General features: G+C 50.9%; 15 protein-coding genes. 12 read left to right on the top strand and 3 right to left on the bottom strand.

Features of this window, described 5'->3' with window-relative positions:
- The first annotated feature begins 824 nt into the window (after positions 1–824).
- From ACO0LL_RS15225 to ACO0LL_RS15195, 7 genes are all read left to right on the top strand, one after another.
- Positions 825–1,862 carry an NAD(P)H-dependent flavin oxidoreductase gene (locus ACO0LL_RS15225; RefSeq protein WP_422951695.1) on the top strand — a complete coding sequence of 346 codons (1,038 nt, stop codon included), beginning with the start codon at positions 825–827 and terminating at the stop codon, positions 1,860–1,862.
- Positions 1,863–1,881: 19 nt separating this feature from the next.
- Positions 1,882–3,501, top strand: a complete 1,620-nt coding sequence (locus tag ACO0LL_RS15220; protein WP_422951694.1) for a GMC family oxidoreductase — start codon at positions 1,882–1,884, stop codon at positions 3,499–3,501.
- 163 nt (positions 3,502–3,664) lie between these two features.
- Positions 3,665–4,438, top strand: a complete 774-nt coding sequence (locus tag ACO0LL_RS15215) for an ABC transporter ATP-binding protein (RefSeq protein WP_110254387.1) — start codon at positions 3,665–3,667, stop codon at positions 4,436–4,438.
- On the top strand, positions 4,435–5,181 hold the full coding sequence (locus ACO0LL_RS15210) for an ABC transporter ATP-binding protein (protein WP_422951693.1): 747 nt from the start codon (positions 4,435–4,437) through the stop codon (positions 5,179–5,181). The genes ACO0LL_RS15215 and ACO0LL_RS15210 overlap by 4 nt, the downstream gene beginning before the upstream one ends.
- Before the next feature lie 88 nt (positions 5,182–5,269).
- Positions 5,270–6,490, top strand: a complete 1,221-nt coding sequence (locus ACO0LL_RS15205; RefSeq protein ID WP_422951692.1) for an ABC transporter substrate-binding protein — start codon at positions 5,270–5,272, stop codon at positions 6,488–6,490.
- A 310-nt stretch (positions 6,491–6,800) separates the two neighbouring features.
- Entirely contained in the window at positions 6,801–7,685 is an 885-nt protein-coding gene (locus tag ACO0LL_RS15200; RefSeq protein ID WP_422951691.1) for a branched-chain amino acid ABC transporter permease, read from the top strand.
- An 11-nt stretch (positions 7,686–7,696) separates the two neighbouring features.
- On the top strand, positions 7,697–8,677 hold the full coding sequence (locus ACO0LL_RS15195; protein WP_422951690.1) for a branched-chain amino acid ABC transporter permease: 981 nt from the start codon (positions 7,697–7,699) through the stop codon (positions 8,675–8,677).
- A gap of 75 nt (positions 8,678–8,752) precedes the next feature.
- Here the strand turns inward: ACO0LL_RS15195 and ACO0LL_RS15190 are convergent, their stop codons facing one another.
- Positions 8,753–9,511, bottom strand: a complete 759-nt coding sequence (locus ACO0LL_RS15190; RefSeq protein WP_422951689.1) for an SDR family NAD(P)-dependent oxidoreductase — start codon at positions 9,509–9,511, stop codon at positions 8,753–8,755.
- Positions 9,512–9,678: 167 nt separating this feature from the next.
- Between ACO0LL_RS15190 and ACO0LL_RS15185 the strand changes: the two genes are divergently transcribed.
- From ACO0LL_RS15185 to ACO0LL_RS15165, 5 genes are all read left to right on the top strand, one after another.
- On the top strand, positions 9,679–10,584 hold the full coding sequence (locus ACO0LL_RS15185; protein ID WP_422951688.1) for a LysR family transcriptional regulator: 906 nt from the start codon (positions 9,679–9,681) through the stop codon (positions 10,582–10,584).
- Between the two features lie 266 nt (positions 10,585–10,850).
- Positions 10,851–11,552 carry a hypothetical protein gene (locus ACO0LL_RS15180; RefSeq protein WP_422951687.1) on the top strand — a complete coding sequence of 234 codons (702 nt, stop codon included), beginning with the start codon at positions 10,851–10,853 and terminating at the stop codon, positions 11,550–11,552.
- Positions 11,549–11,854 (top strand): transcriptional regulator, encoded by a 306-nt coding sequence (locus tag ACO0LL_RS15175; protein WP_422951686.1) that lies wholly within the window; start codon positions 11,549–11,551, stop codon positions 11,852–11,854. The genes ACO0LL_RS15180 and ACO0LL_RS15175 overlap by 4 nt, the downstream gene beginning before the upstream one ends.
- A gap of 45 nt (positions 11,855–11,899) precedes the next feature.
- On the top strand, positions 11,900–13,234 hold the full coding sequence (locus tag ACO0LL_RS15170) for a hypothetical protein (RefSeq protein ID WP_422951685.1): 1,335 nt from the start codon (positions 11,900–11,902) through the stop codon (positions 13,232–13,234).
- A gap of 165 nt (positions 13,235–13,399) precedes the next feature.
- Positions 13,400–13,819: a DUF4279 domain-containing protein gene (locus ACO0LL_RS15165; RefSeq protein ID WP_422951684.1), complete on the top strand. Its 420-nt coding sequence runs from the start codon at positions 13,400–13,402 to the stop codon at positions 13,817–13,819.
- Positions 13,820–13,896: 77 nt separating this feature from the next.
- Here ACO0LL_RS15165 and ACO0LL_RS15160 read toward each other — a convergent pair whose 3' ends face one another.
- Positions 13,897–14,862 carry a HEAT repeat domain-containing protein gene (locus ACO0LL_RS15160; RefSeq protein WP_422951683.1) on the bottom strand — a complete coding sequence of 322 codons (966 nt, stop codon included), beginning with the start codon at positions 14,860–14,862 and terminating at the stop codon, positions 13,897–13,899.
- Between the two features lie 95 nt (positions 14,863–14,957).
- Entirely contained in the window at positions 14,958–15,659 is a 702-nt protein-coding gene (locus ACO0LL_RS15155) for an alpha/beta fold hydrolase (RefSeq protein ID WP_422951682.1), read from the bottom strand.
- Positions 15,660–15,714 lie beyond the last annotated feature (55 nt).

Genomic DNA, 15,714 nt, shown 5'->3' with positions numbered 1-15,714 from the left:
TACAGCGGCGTTCGTTGCATACGTTTATAGTTTCGTAGGTTGGGCTACGCTTTATCAGCCCAACACTGGGCTTATCAAGGACGTATTTGTTTTTTTGTGCTGGAACCCGATGACGTTCGTTGCATGCTTGAGTCTTTATTAAAGAGATTGCCCTTCGTGGACACAAGCCGGGTCTCGGCCCGGCGGCCGAAATACTTTCTTTGCTTCGCCAAAGAAAGTATTCAAAGAAAGGCGACCGCAGACTCGCCCTACGGGTGCTTACGCTACGCTCCAGCATAATTTGTGCGTCACAAAAAATGGGAAAGCTTCGAAACTCGCTCCGCTCAAACAACGAAGCTTTCTGATCCATTTTCCGTGAAGCACAAATTACATCGTCCCAAGCGGATTAAGGTCAAAAGCAACGGCAACATCAACGTCAACTCAACCGCATTTTAATTTGCATTGAATACCGTTAATTAACCAGGGTTTTGGGTTTGTTGTTGTTTTTGAAGTTTGCTGTTCCGATGTGTCGATGCCTTTGCTGCAAGGCAGAAAATGGATAAAGAAATGACCGTTGTTTGAGCGTAGCGAGTTTCGGACATTTCCCATTTTTTGACTTGCAGCAAAGGGAACCCCCTTTAGGGGGCAGCGACGCCTCGGTCGCCTTCTTTTGCGTTCTTTTCTTGGCGAGACAAGAAAAGAATGTAGCTGTCGGGCTACCCCCGACCAGCAATCGCAATACAGTGACAGAAGTAAGTAAATGAGTTAGCGTACAAGCACGAAAATTGATGAAAGCCTGATTTACCTGTTTCCAACAACTCACTTAAATAAACCCGGAGCCCCAAATGCCCAGCCTGCAAACCCTCTGCCCCCACCCCATCATCCAGGCCCCCATGGCCGGTGGCGCCACCACCCCGGAACTGGTGGCCGCAGTGTCCAACGCAGGCGGCCTGGGCTCGCTGGCAGCCCCCTTGCTGACCCCGCTCGCCATTATAGAGCAGGCTGAACACATCAGAAGACTGACGGACAAGCCTTTCGCCATCAACCTGTTCGTACAAACCCGCCCACAAGTTGATTTTGCTGCCCTTGAAGCCGCCAAGCTTTTGCTGCAGCCAGTTTGTGCAGAACTGGGCTGGGACAACTTGCCGACCCCAACCCGCTGGTGTGAAGACTTTGAAGCCCAGCTTGATGCCCTGATCACGGCCCGCCCTGCGGTCGCCAGTTTTACCTTTGATGTGCTGCATGGCAGCCAGTTACAACGCCTGCACGACGCGGGAATAAAAGTGGTGGGTACTGCCACCAACTTGCAGGAAGCCATAGTCTGGCAAGCCATGGGAGCGGATGCTGTCTGCCTGCAAGGGGTGGAGGCGGGTGGTCACCGTGGGACTTTCATTGGTGCACAAAAAGAATCGACTCTGGGCCTGTTCGCCTTGCTGGAAGCCTGCAAGCCGCATATGCAGGTGCCCATCATTGCCGCTGGCGGCATCATGGATGGCAGGCAGATCAAACAAATGCTGCAGGCTGGTGCGCAGATGGTGCAGATGGGTACTGCCTTCCTGACGACAAAGGAATCAGCGATACACCCAGCTTACAAGCAACGTTTGCTGGACAGTAGTAGCGATACGACACGCCAGACCCGTGCTTTTTCTGGCCGTATTGCACGTGGCCTAGACAATCATTTCATGCAAACCATGGATGCCGTGGCTGACAAAGTTCCCGCCTATCCTATACAAAACGCACTGACAGGGTCCATACGCGCAGCGGCAGGCAAGGCTGCGAATACTGAACTGATGTCGATGTGGGCCGGACAGGGCATGGCTGCAGTGAGAGATTTGAGTGTGGCAGAGCTGATGGCTGCATTAATTGCAGAAATGCAGGCTTAATAAACAACAAGGAATTGGTATGGAAGCAGCAGGACAGTTTGATTACATCGTAGTTGGTGCCGGTACTGCAGGTTGTGTATTGGCGAACCGCCTCAGCAAGAACCCTGACAACCGGGTTTTGCTGATAGAAGCAGGTGGCAAGGATGATTACGTGTGGATACATATCCCGGTTGGTTATTTGTACTGCATCAATAATCCGCGCACAGACTGGATGTTCCGTACCGAGGCAGAAGCGGGCCTGAATGGCCGCAGCCTGATTTATCCGCGTGGCAAGGTGCTGGGTGGCAGCTCATCCATCAATGGCATGATTTATATGCGAGGACAGGAAAGGGATTACCAGCAATGGGCAGAACTGACAGGTGACGATAGCTGGCGCTGGGAGCATGTCTTGCCACTGTTCAAGAAGAGCGAAGACCACCACGGCGGTGACGCAGAATTCCATGGCAAGGGCGGTGAATGGCGGGTGGAAAAACAAAGGCTGTCATGGGAAATCCTGGATGCTTTCCGCAATGCAGCAGCCGAAGTTGGCATTCCCAAAAGTGATGACTTTAACCGTGGCAATAATGAAGGCTGCGGCTATTTTGATGTGAACCAGAAACGCGGTATACGTTGGAATGCTGCCAAGGCTTTTCTGAAACCGGCGGCTGAGCGTAGCAATCTGACTATCATGACTGGTTGCCAAGTGCAAAAGCTGGTTATCAGGAGTGATGAGCAAGGCAAGCGTTGCACAGGCGTGGAATTCACAGGTGGTGGCCGCAACTGGTTTGCCGAATCCATGAAAGAAACCGTGCTGGCCGCAGGAGCGATAGGTTCACCGCAGATTTTGCAATTGTCGGGCATAGGTGATGCGGCACATTTGCAACAGGCTGGCGTTGATGTTGTGCATGAATTGCCTGGCGTTGGCAGCAACTTGCAAGACCATTTGCAGATTCGTTCGGCCTTCAGGATTACTGGTGCCAAAACACTCAACAAGATGGCCAATAGCCTCATAGGCAAGGCACGCATAGGGCTAGAATATGCGATGTTCCAGAGTGGCCCTATGTCAATGGCACCGTCACAACTGGGTGCATTTACCCGCTCGGATGCGAGCCAGGCGACACCCAATCTGCAATACCATGTGCAGCCCTTGTCGCTGGAGAAATTTGGTGACCCCCTGCATGATTTCCCGGCGTTTACGGCTAGTGTCTGCAACCTGCGCCCTACTTCTCGTGGCCATGTGCGCATTGCCAGCAATGATGCTTCAGCAGCACCGAAAATAGTACCCAACTACCTGACGACGCCTGAAGACCGCAAGATTGCTGCCGACTCGCTGAAACTGACACGCAAGATCATCGCCGCGCCGTCATTGCAAAAATACCAGCCAGAGGAAATGAAGCCTGGTGTACAGTTCCAGACGGAAGAAGAACTGGCCAGAGCAGCAGGGGATATAGGTACAACGATCTTCCACCCGGTAGGTACCTGCAAAATGGGTCGTGCAGACGACGCTCTGACGGTAGTCGATAGCAACTTGCGCGTCATAGGCATAAACGGCCTGCGCGTGGCTGATGCTTCTATTATGCCGACTATAACCTCAGGTAATACCAACTCACCTACTGTGATGATTGCAGAGAAGGCGGCAAGGAGTATATTGGGAAAATAAAAACTTCCAAATCTTGCGTGGTACTACTTATGGTAGTTATACCGTATTGTTTAGAAAACGGTTTGCTGGGTATTATAAAAAGCTAATATAAAAACTTCCAAAAAATAAAGGAAGTGTTGTCGCGTTGGAGTAATAACCATAAGCCAGACAATAAGGAGAAGAGATGACCGACGTCATCCTGGAGACAAAGCGCTTGACCAAAGAGTTCAAGGGCTTCACAGCTGTAAGCGATGTGAATTTGCAGGTGCAGCGTGGGCATATCCACGCCCTGATCGGCCCTAACGGTGCCGGCAAGACCACCTGTTTTAATTTGCTGACCAAATTTCTTGTCCCGACTTCGGGGCAAATCCTGTTCAATGGCCGCGACATCACCTCGGCCAAACCGGCCCAGATTGCGCGTCAGGGCATCATACGTTCATTCCAGATTTCAGCAGTGTTCCCGCACCTGACGGTCATGGAAAATGTGCGCATAGGCTTGCAAAGAAAACTGGGTACATCCTTTCATTTCTGGAAAAGCGAACAATCGCTGAACCAGCTCAATGCGCGTGCCATGGAATTGCTGGCTGAAGTCGATCTGACTTCGTTTGCCGACACCGTCACCGTCGATTTGCCGTATGGCCGCAAGCGTGCGCTGGAAATTGCGACCACCCTCGCGATGGAGCCAGAAATGATGCTGCTCGATGAACCCACGCAAGGCATGGGCCATGAAGATGTGCACCGCGTGACCGAGCTGATCAAGAAGGTGTCGGCGGGCCGCACCATCCTCATGGTGGAACATAATATGAACGTGGTGTCGGGTATTTGCGACAAGATCTCGGTCTTGCAGCGCGGTGCCATGCTGGCTGAAGGCACGTACAAGGAAGTATCCACCAATCCCAAAGTGATGGAAGCCTATATGGGCAGTACCAGCGGCGAGCTGGAAGGGGCGCACGCATGAGTGCCACGAGTAAAAATACGAGTACCAACACCAGCCCCAGCCCGGCACTGGAAATTACCGGCCTGCAAGCCTGGTATGGCGAATCGCATATCCTGCATGACGTGAACCTGAAAGTGAACCAGGGTGAAGTCGTGACTATACTCGGCCGCAACGGTGCCGGCCGCACGACCACCATGCGCGCCATCGTCGGTTTGACAGGTGCTCGTAAGGGTTCGATCAAGATCAACGGGCAAGAGGCTATCCATCTGCCCACCCATAAAGTGGCGCATCTGGGCGTTGGTTATTGCCCGGAAGAGCGGGGGATATTTTCGTCCTTGTCCACAGAAGAAAACCTGATGCTGCCACCCTCGGTATCGAAAGATAACAAGGGCATGTCGGTTGCCGAGATTTACGAGATGTTCCCCAATCTGGCAGAACGTAAAAATAGTCAGGGCACGCGTTTGTCTGGTGGTGAACAACAGATGCTGGCAGTCGCGCGTATCTTGCGCACAGGTGCGCGTTTGTTGCTGCTCGATGAAATTTCCGAAGGCCTGGCACCGGTCATCGTCCAGGCTTTGGCGCGCATGATCACGATGCTGAAATCCAAGGGTTATACCATCGTCATGGTCGAACAGAATTTCCGCTTTGCTGCTCCGCTGGCGGACAGGTTTTATGTCATGGAGCACGGGCAGATCGTTGAGAGTTTTGCGTCTGCGCAATTGCAGGAAAAAATGCCTGTTCTGAATGAATTATTGGGCGTGTAATGTAAGTGTGTTTGGTTGGCATGGTTAAGTAACTGCCTCGCTGTCTTGGTGAAGCAGGTTTGAATAAAAATATGATTGGAGAAGACGCATGAAAGCAACATTCACGAAATTAAAAGTAGCAAGTCTCGCTGTTTCCGCTGCACTAGCTGGCCTGGCGCTGAATGCAAATGCGCAAGTGTCTGGTGATGTGGTCAAGATCGGTTTCATCACCGATATTTCTGGCCTGTATTCTGATATCGATGGCCAGGGTGGTGCAGAAGCTATAAAGATGGCGATTGCCGATTTTGGCGGCACAGTACTGGGCAAGAAAATTGAACTGGTTACAGCCGACCATCAAAACAAGGCCGATATCGCAGCCAGCCGCGCACGTGAATGGTTTGACCGTGATGGCGTCGATATGCTGATAGGCGGTACCAATTCCGGTACTTCTTTGTCGATGGCAAAAGTGGCAGCAGAAAAGAAACGCGTTTTTATTTCCATCGGTGCCGGCTCTGCCCGCCTGACGAATGAAGAATGCGCACCAACCACCGTGCATTATGCCTACGACACCGTTGCGCTGGCCAAGGGTACAGGTTCTGCAGTCGTCAAACAGGGTGGCAAGAGCTGGTATTTTCTGACTGCTGATTATGCCTTTGGTGCGTCGCTGGAAAGTGATACAGCCAATGTCGTCAAAGCCAATGGCGGTACGGTTGCGGGCGCGGTCAAGCATCCTTTGTCAGCATCTGACTTCTCTTCTTTCCTGTTGCAGGCGCAAGCTTCCAAGGCACAAATCCTGGGCCTGGCAAATGCGGGTGGTGACACCATCAATGCCGTAAAAGCCGCTAATGAATTTGGCGTCACGAAGACCATGAAGCTGGCTGGCTTGCTGATGTTTATCAATGACATCCATTCGCTGGGTCTGAACGCCACGCAAGGTATGTACCTGACCGACAGCTGGTACTGGAACCAGAACGAAGAAGCACGCAAATGGTCACGCCGCTACTTCGAAAAAATGAAGAAAATGCCTTCCAGCCTGCAAGCCGCTGACTACTCTGCGACCCTGACTTACCTGAATGCCGTCAAGGCCGCTGGTACGGATGACATGACCAAGGTCATGGAAAAACTGAAGACGACCAAGATCAATGACATCTACGCTAAAAACGGTTACATCCGCGGCGACGGTAGCATGATCCATGACATGTACCTCATGCAGGTGAAGACCAGTGCTGAGTCTAAAGAGCCTTGGGATTATTACAAAGTGGCACAGACTATTCCGGGTGAGCAAGCATTTACGACTAAATCAGAATCCAAGTGCTCCCTCTGGAAATAAAATCCAATTTCCGGGCGCATAGCTGCGTTGCAAAGCCTCGCAATACTAAAGTATTGCTGTGTTTTGCGCCTTGCTCTGCACCCCGGGAATTGAATTTTATGCCGTGCCTGTAATTTGAAATGGAAGCGTCGCGGACTTCGTCGCGATGCTTCCAATGTTAAAAACGAAACCGTTTCTCTCAGAGTCTTTCACAGAAAAATTGTTTACTGATCAGCCAGAAAAATGCGGCTTTTCTCCTGATTTTCTCTGTGTCTCCGTGCCTCTGTGTTGAGAGGTCTTCGCCTTTCCATCCATTTTTATTTAGCGTGCCATGGAAATATTTGGTATTCCGCTGCAAGCGATGCTGAGCCAGCTTTTGCTGGGCTTGGTCAACGGCTCGTTTTACGCGATGCTGTCTCTCGGGCTGGCTGTGATTTTTGGCTTGCTGAATGTGATTAACTTTGCCCATGGCGCCCTGTATATGATGGGTGCCTTCCTTGCGTGGATGGGCATGAATTATTTTGGTATCAATTACTGGGCCATGCTGCTGCTTGCGCCTTTGCTGGTGGGGCTGTTTGGCATCGTCATAGAAAAGACCATGCTGCGCTGGCTGTACAAGCTCGATCATCTGTATGGCCTGTTGCTGACCTTTGGCATTACGCTGATGCTGGAAGGTGTGTTCCGTTCTATCTACGGTGTATCCGGCCAGCCTTATCAGGTGCCGGAAGCGCTGACGGGGGCGACCAATCTGGGCTTCATGATCTTGCCGAATTACCGTGCCTGGGTGGTGGTGGCTTCGCTGGTAGTTTGCTTTGCGACCTGGTTTGTCATCGAAAAAACCAAACTCGGTGCCTACCTGCGTGCCGGTACTGAAAACCCCAAACTGGTCGAAGCCTTTGGTGTCAATGTGCCGCTGATGGTAACGCTGACTTATGGCTTCGGCGTGGCTCTGGCTGCCTTTGCCGGTGTATTGGCTGCACCAGTTATACAGGTGTCACCGTTGATGGGTTCCAACCTGATTATCACGGTGTTCGCGGTGGTGGTGATTGGTGGTATGGGCTCTATCCTTGGTTCGATTTTGACAGGTCTGGGCCTGGGTATTATCGAAGGTCTGACACGGGTGTTTTATCCTGAATTGTCGGCGACTGTCGTGTTCATCGTCATGGCGATTGTCCTGATGATCCGCCCTGCCGGTTTGTTCGGTAAAGAAAAATAAACGGAGCCACCATGAATAAGAAAATCAGTTACGGCATTGCTTTTGCCCTGTTACTGGCGGCACCGTTTATTATCTATCCGGTGTTCCTGATGAAGCTCTTGTGCTTCGCCCTGTTTGCCTGTGCCTTTAATTTGCTCATCGGTTTCACCGGCTTGCTGTCCTTTGGCCATGCAGCCTTCTTTGGCGCCGCCGGTTATATCGCAGGCTGGGCCTTGCGCGATGCCGGTTTGCCGACTGAGCTGGGCATCTTGTTGGGAGTAGGGGCAGCAGCCCTGATAGGCCTGGTGATGGGCGCACTGGCGATACGCCGCCAGGGTATTTACTTCACCATGATTACGCTGGCGCTGGCGCAAATGCTCTACTTCGTTTTCCTGCAGGCCAAGTTCACCGGTGGTGAAGATGGTTTGCAAGGCGTGCCACGCGGCAAATTGCTGGGCATGGTCGATCTGAGTTCTGATCTGACGCTGTATTACTTTGTGCTGGTGGTGGCGATTGCCGGATTTGCCATCGTCATGCGTACCGTGCATTCACCGTTCGGCCAGGTCTTGAAAGCCGTCAAGGAAAACGAACCACGCGCGATCTCGCTCGGTTATGACGTAGACCGCTACAAGCTCATGGCCTTCGTATTGTCGGCAGCTCTGGCCGGTCTGGCAGGTGCCACCAAAACTCTTGTACTGGGTTTTGAGACGCTGACGGACGTACACTGGTCCATGTCTGGCCTGGTGGTCCTGATGACCCTGGTGGGTGGTCTGGGCACGCTGGTGGGCCCGATAGTTGGTGCCATCATCATCATCGCACTGGAAAACAAACTTGGCGACCTTGGCAACCTGCTGGCGAACATCACCACGATAGAATGGTTCCGTACCATAGGTGACTCAGTCACTATCGTGACTGGGCTGATCTTCATCGTCTGCGTACTGGCTTTCAGGCGCGGTATTGTCGGTGAATTGATGGCGTATGTTGAGCGTAACGGCAAGGCCAGAGCGGGCTGATTTCTGCTACTGCCTGGAATGACTGAACCCCGCTTGATGCGGGGTTTTTTTATGTTGGTTGATGCTGGTATTTGCTCAGATTTGCGCCACGCCACCATCGACAAATAACTCTATGCCATTGATGAAACTGCTGTCATCCGAAGCCAGAAAAGTGACAGCCTTGGCGATTTCGGATGGCTGTCCCAGTCGCTCTATCGGTACCAGACTGGCGAGGTGATTCAGCAAACCTTGCTGATGTTCCTCAGGTACCAGTCCTGCCAGGCCAGGTGTATGCACCGGGCCAGGGCTGATGGCATTGACGCGGATTTTACGTGGCTTCAGGTCCAGTAACCAACTGCGAGCAAAATTGCGAACAGCAGCTTTACTGGCGCTATACACGCTGAAGTTTTCAGTGCCTTTCACTGAGGTTGTGGACGATGTCAGGATGATGGAGCTGCCATCTTTTAACAAAGGCAAGGCTTTTTGTATCGTGAACAACAAGCCTTTTACGTTGCTGTTAAAAATACGGTCAAAATGTTCTTCAGTTACCTCAGCCAAAGGCATCATGTCACCGCCACCAGCGTTTGCAAATACGATGTCCAGGTGGTCTGTCCTGGCCTTGATTGTGGCATACATGTGGTCAAGGTCAGTCTGGCTGGCAACGTCAGCTTGTATGCCTATTACTGTGCCGGCATTTGCAGCGATCAGATCGACGGCCTGGTGCAATTCTGGCTGGCGGCGGCCCGTGATAAAGACGGTTGCGCCTTGGGCGGCAAATTCCTGCGCTGTGGCCAGTCCAATACCGCTGGTGCCGCCAGTGATCAAGGCGAATTTTCCTTCAAGTTTTTTGCTCATGATATTTCTCCTGTAAGTAAATGAATGTCGGGTGCCCCGTTTTGGCTGCCCACGCCGGAATCGACGATGTGTTCACTTTACTGCCAGAATATTATTGAATAAAGTAGCTAAAATAGAATACATTATTTCTGTATGTGAATAATGACTGGTCAGGTATAGGGGGACATATGGAACATCAATTACTGGCGATCAGGGCTTTTGCCCGTGTGGTAGAAGCCGGAACATTTACCAGGGCGGCAGATTCTTTAAACATGCCCAAGGCGACGCTGACTAAATTGATACAGGCACTGGAGGCGCATGTACAGGTGAAGTTGCTGCAAAGGACCACGCGCAGGGTGTCAGTCACCGCTGATGGCCAGGCCTATTATGAAAAGACCTTGCGCTTGTTGAATGAGCTGGAAGATATCGATATGAGTTTCAGTGCCGCGCAAACCCGGCCACGCGGTAATTTGCGTATTGATATCGGTGGCTCGCTGGCGAGTATGGTCATAATTCCAGCCCTGCTCGGATTTTTTGTGCGCTACCCGGACATACACATAGACCTGGGTGTCAGTGACAGGCATGTCGATATGGTGGGAGACAATGTTGATTGTGTTATTCGCGGCGGCCTTATTACTGACCAGTCATTCATTGCACGCAAAATAGGTCAGGCATCCTGGGTTACCTGTGCTTCACCGGCTTATCTGGACAAGTATGGAATACCCTTGCACCCTCTGGATATCAATAAAAATCATCTGGTGGCCAGCTATTTATCTGCACATAGCAATCGCGCGCTCAGTATGAGTTTTTCGCAACCAGGCGAGAAAATAGAAGTTAATGGCAAGCGTCAGTTGGGTGTGAATGAAAGCAACGCTCATCTTGCTGCCGGTTTGGCTGGTCTTGGGATTATCCAGACATTTGCTTACGCTGCCCAGGAGCATATTAACAATGGCAGTCTGGTCAGCATACTCGACGAATGGCAACCAGCTCCTTATCCTTTCTTCGTGGTGTATCCACCCAACCGGCATCTCAGTAATCGATTGCGGGTACTTATTGACTGGCTGGTTATGCACTTTTCGAGCCTGACAAATTGAAAAATGGATTGCTCAAAAAATCAGTGCCAGCAGTGCAGCAGAAAAATAATTTTGGCCACTCTCATTTTTATCTCATGAGGGCAGTGGTAATAAGTTTTTACTTCTGAAGATCAGCTCAAGCTTATGTATCAGGCTTGTCGGTGGCTGGTGCAATTTTCCCTTATAGATTGCCGGTAATTGTCATTTGAACTTATGTTCTTGACATATTTTTTAATTCGGCTATTCTTTGGTTTGTATTGCAAACTAGTTTTCAATAAAGGATTGATATGGGCAAAGATGATGATATTCAACAGGCAATCAATAGTATTGCCTTGATACGGCAGGTGATACGACAAGCAGATGCTGATACACCTGATGCGAAATTGTCCGGCATCACACTGGATGCCAATCTGCTCGTGCAGCTTGGGGTATTTTTTATTGTGCTTGCTCTTAGTTTGCTGGAGTTGTTCACTGCGGGTTCAATGACGGAGACAATTAGCAGCGGCAGTAAAAATCCTGAATTAATGCTCGTGGGCATAGGATTAATGGGATTTATTGTGGCTGGCCTGGTGCTGGTTTTGTACTTTATTATCTGGCGGGCTGCCAGACATAACGGCGAAGAACTCGGGAGCTACATCAGGCGCAATTTTCGCTATATGTACCAATTGTCGCTGGTCTCTGACCTGTTGATGAAATTCATCTGCCTGGCTTTGTTGATACTGGCTGGCAAGGCGCTGTGGATAGCACCAGTCTTGCTTGCTTTTACTGCAGATTACTTGTTCCAGGCACGCTTGTTTACGCTGCCTTCAAAAGCAGCAGTCAGCTTGGGCGTATTGTGTCTTGGACTGGGGACTTATCAATTCTTTGTTGGCTCGCCTGCCTTATTGGTACCACTGCTGACATTCAGCATCGTGGCAGGTTTGTCTGCAGGCAGACTGGTTTTACGTTATCGCAGCCAAATGCTGGCGGAGCACCAGGCGGCATCATGAGCACTAAGGATTTGCAAAGAGTGCATCCCTTATTATCTGACCGCGTGCGTCTGATGATCATGGTGCACTTGTCCATCGCTGGCGGGCCAGTTGACTTCAATAGCCTGCTGGCTGCACTGGAGCTCACCAAGGGAAATTTATCTACCCATTTGCGCAAGCTGGAAGAAGCCACGCTGATCAGTGTCAACAAGGAATTTATCGATCGCAAGCCAAGAACGACGTATGCCTGCACGAGCACCGGGCGACAGGATTTGCAGACTTACCTGAACACCATTGAATCATTGCTCAAGCAGGTACGCTGAAACGCATTAAAACCGGGAATGCCGTGACTTTCTTTGAAGGCTGATATGGATACCACAATCGCGACGGACACCGAAACCAGGTCTGTCAGGCCAGCCGGACATTTTGGCCTGATACCCGATTTGAGCGGGTTACAAAAAAACGATGCCAGATCCTGGCTCAAGTATTTTTTTGTCGAGTACAACCCCTTGTATTTCATCAGTGCTTTTTGCATGTTGTATGGAATATTTCTGATCGACCGTAACCTGGCGACCATGACAATATTGTCAGGGTCTTTCACTGCCGTTGCTTTGCTGCTGGTTCTGCAATTGTATGAGTTGAGCTTGCTGGCAGCTGCCATATTCCTGGCGCACAGGCTGGGAGCCATTCGTCCTGCGGCTATGCTATGTCTGCTTGAATGTGTATTGCTGTTCGACTGCACTTTCAGGTTGGAAGGACTGGCGATGCAGTCGTGGTTTGGTATGGCGATTGATGTGTTGTGGTTGCTGATGCTGATGCTGGCCCTGAAATTGCGCCTGATAGCCGTTGCCATGCGCCTGGATATCAGGGCTTATCATTATGTATCCGTACTGCTGACGGCGGCCTGCATTCCTTTATTGATTGCCTTTCTTTCCCGCGTGGATAGCAATCATGCTGTCGGTTTGCAAGTTGCGGCCTGGCTGGGAACCTTGATCGTGCTGGCGTTAGAACTGCGTCGTCCATCCCTCAGATCTGGGTGGGCAATGAATGAGGATCAGGCCAGGCTGGCAGATAGTTGTATCAAGGCAGCCTTCAGGATATTCATCGGTTTTTACTTTTATCATGTCTGGGCTTTCTTGTTTTTTGTGGCTGAACCTTCGATACGCGTGCAAGCGGTGTTCGGTCAATTCTCTGCTTACTTTTTGCTGTGCGTGTTGACCCGTACATCAGCCAGCGACATCTGGAAATTTGCCATCCTGATGTTGATGAACAGTTTTTTCACTCCTGTAGTATTGACGTATGCGCTGATACTGCTATCTGTGGCGATGGGATTGCAGGCATGGCATCGTAGCGATGGCAATCTTGGTGTAGCAGCGAGTCTGCTGATGTTTGCCGCAACTTGTCTGTCGGGCTGGAACGGTGATGGCGCGCCTATGCCGGATTTGCCAGCCTGGTATTCCTGGAAGTTTGGTGTGCTGGCAATCTGTCTGTTGTTGATCAGCTATAGAACACGCAGCCTGCTGGCAATAGGCCTGGTCTCTGGCGCTGCGTGCTATGCCCTTTATCAAGCCGTAGGCCCTTTATTACCTCACAAGGAAATTGGCAAAGGGGCCGTGGTTATCGCTCTTGCATTCTTGATGCTGTTGACGGGTCTTTGGGTGAATATGCACTTTCGTGTTCACACCGGTGATGAAGAGGCATAATTTTTATCGCTGATCTGTCGATAAAGAACCGCGCATCTACGCTATTTTTTTCTGTTGAGTATAGGTTCAGGCCTGAGTTTTGCGCTGTTCTGTTACTTCTGAATTTTTCGTCGTTTTTTTTGTAATAATGATGAGAGTTTTAGACATTTTCAAAGAGAGCTTGTATTGCAAAATTATTCCTATTTTCTTTCTCTACAAATCTGGCATCCCAACATTGACCCCTCATTTATCACTAAGCGCCTGGGTATGAAACCTGAGCATGCCAACATGTTTGGTACGCAGCGTCAGACACCTAAAGGCCGATTATTGGAGGGCGTTTATCGGGAAAGCTATTGGATTGCTGATCCATTTGAGCGTGGTGAATATTTTTCCACAGATGACATGCTGGAAGATGCTGTGGCAGAGGTATTCGATGAGCTGACGCCGCATACGCAATTTTTACTGATGCTGAGAGAACAGGGGGCACGTTTGCATTTGAAAGCCAGTTCTTTTGGCAAGCGTAATTATGCGCTGGAACTGAGCCCACAATGGATGCTGCGCTGTGCCGGATTGGGCCTGAGTTTTGTACATGATGTCTATCCCTGATACTGCTGGCTTCAATGCGGAAACTGTAGAGCATCAGGCACAGTTTTTAATCGCAATGAAGCTTAATCTGCGTGGTTTTAAGCACCTGGGATTTTCTCTCTGTCTGCTTTCAGCGCGTCCATGACTTGTTGTGCGCTGGCTTTAAGCTGTGCAGTTTCACCAGCATTGCTGATAAGTTTGTCCAATAACTGTTTCACAGCATCTGCACTTGTACCTGACTGAGCAAGAGCGAAGATGGCGGTCTGGCGCACACTGGCTACCGGATCGTTCAATGCGGCAGAAAAGTAATTGAGGCTGCTGTCGTTTTTATCCCATTGCGCCAGTTGCAATACGCTTTGGCTTCTGACGGCTGCGTCAGCGTTGTGCGTCAGGCTTTGCAACTGGCTGATGATGTCTTTCGTGGTTTGGGCATCAATACGATTTACAGGTGTATCCGGCATTGGTGGCGTGAGCGTAGGTGGGGGTGGTGGCTTCAGGGCGGCCAATGCCTGCAGGATGACGGCGGGCTGCTGTTCATTATTGAGTGACAGGCGTATCAAATGACGCTCTTCTTGTGGGTAGATATCCAGGTCGCGCAGCATGATCAGGCCTGCGATTCTTTGCTCACTCTCAGTGCTGCTGGCGAGTTGCCTGGACAGGGCAAATACTTCGGGGCTGCGTATGCCGGACAGCAGGTTCCTGATGATTTCTCTGATCTGGGGTGAGGCTTCTTTCTGGTACAAGCTGATGATACGTTTCAGATAGTAGGGCTGCTCTTGCATGAGTTTTCTTAACTGATCCTGGGTGTCGTCACCTGCGCTGTTTTGGTCCGCAGGCGAGATCAGGCGTGCCCATAGCTGGTCGAAAGTATCTGTTGTCTCAGTGCCAGGGTTACCTGCATTGCTCCACAGGCTGATGAACTGGGCCAGGCTATTGCTGACAGGTTTTGCATGGGCTACACGTGCTACGTTTGATCCATCCGCAGTGTCCTGGCCGGGTGACATGAATACGATGGCCAGTAAAACCAGCAGGGGCAGGGCAAGCAGGGGCAGAAATTTTTTCACGATCTTAATCCGGGTAAGGCCCGCTCATTGACGGGCGGCGTTGTATGGCCGTGAGTCAATGAGCAAGAGTCATGCGTTTCATTCAAGGATGCTAATCACTGGAATACCAGGCTGGCCTGGGTATTCGTCGTATAGTCCTTCAAACCAAAATGGCCGAGGGCAAAGTTATATGTCGCGTTCTGGTCATCGATATTGCTGGTGTGCGAACCATACACATAGCAACTGCCGTAACAGACCACTTCATCGATATAACTTTTGATCGAATACATCTTGCTGCCATAACGCTTGTTCTTGACTGAGAGTATCAGCGGGCTGTCTATGGACAGGCCATTGCTGCCGCAGGTTGGGGTAAATACATTGAAGGGATAAACGCCGCATGACTCCAGCCCATGCTGCGCACCGGCGATACCGATGAAGGAATTCACAGACGTAGAGTAGGCCAGCTCATTGATGGCTTTCATCGCCAGCGTCACACCCATGGAATGGCCGATGACGTCGATCCTGCCGGTGCAGGATGCTGCCCTGGCGGCCTGCATGGAAGCTTTGACCGGATTAGTGTTGGCCGCGCCATGATCATTGATGGCAGGATTGGTTTTGGAACCCCAGTTGGGGCGGTACAACTGGGCATCGGTATAACCCTGGCTTTTGAGGGTGCTGACCGTGGCATTCCAGTCCGACGGTGAACCGGCATTGCCGTGTACCAGTACCACATTGTCGAGGCAGGCAGCCTGGCTGGCGCAGGCGATAAAGCTGAGGCTCATGGCAATGAGCACCCGGGCGAGTGTGCGATGTTGCATGGTGTTGTCTCCAGTAATGTTTTTATGTAGTCCAGCGCTTTGGTACGCGGGAAAA

Origin of the sequence: Undibacterium sp. TC4M20W (assembly GCF_049340245.1) — a bacterium.
Lineage (GTDB): Bacteria > Pseudomonadota > Gammaproteobacteria > Burkholderiales > Burkholderiaceae_D > Undibacterium.
Note: the sequence above shows the minus strand (reverse complement) of the source record. Positions and strands in the feature narration are given on the sequence as shown.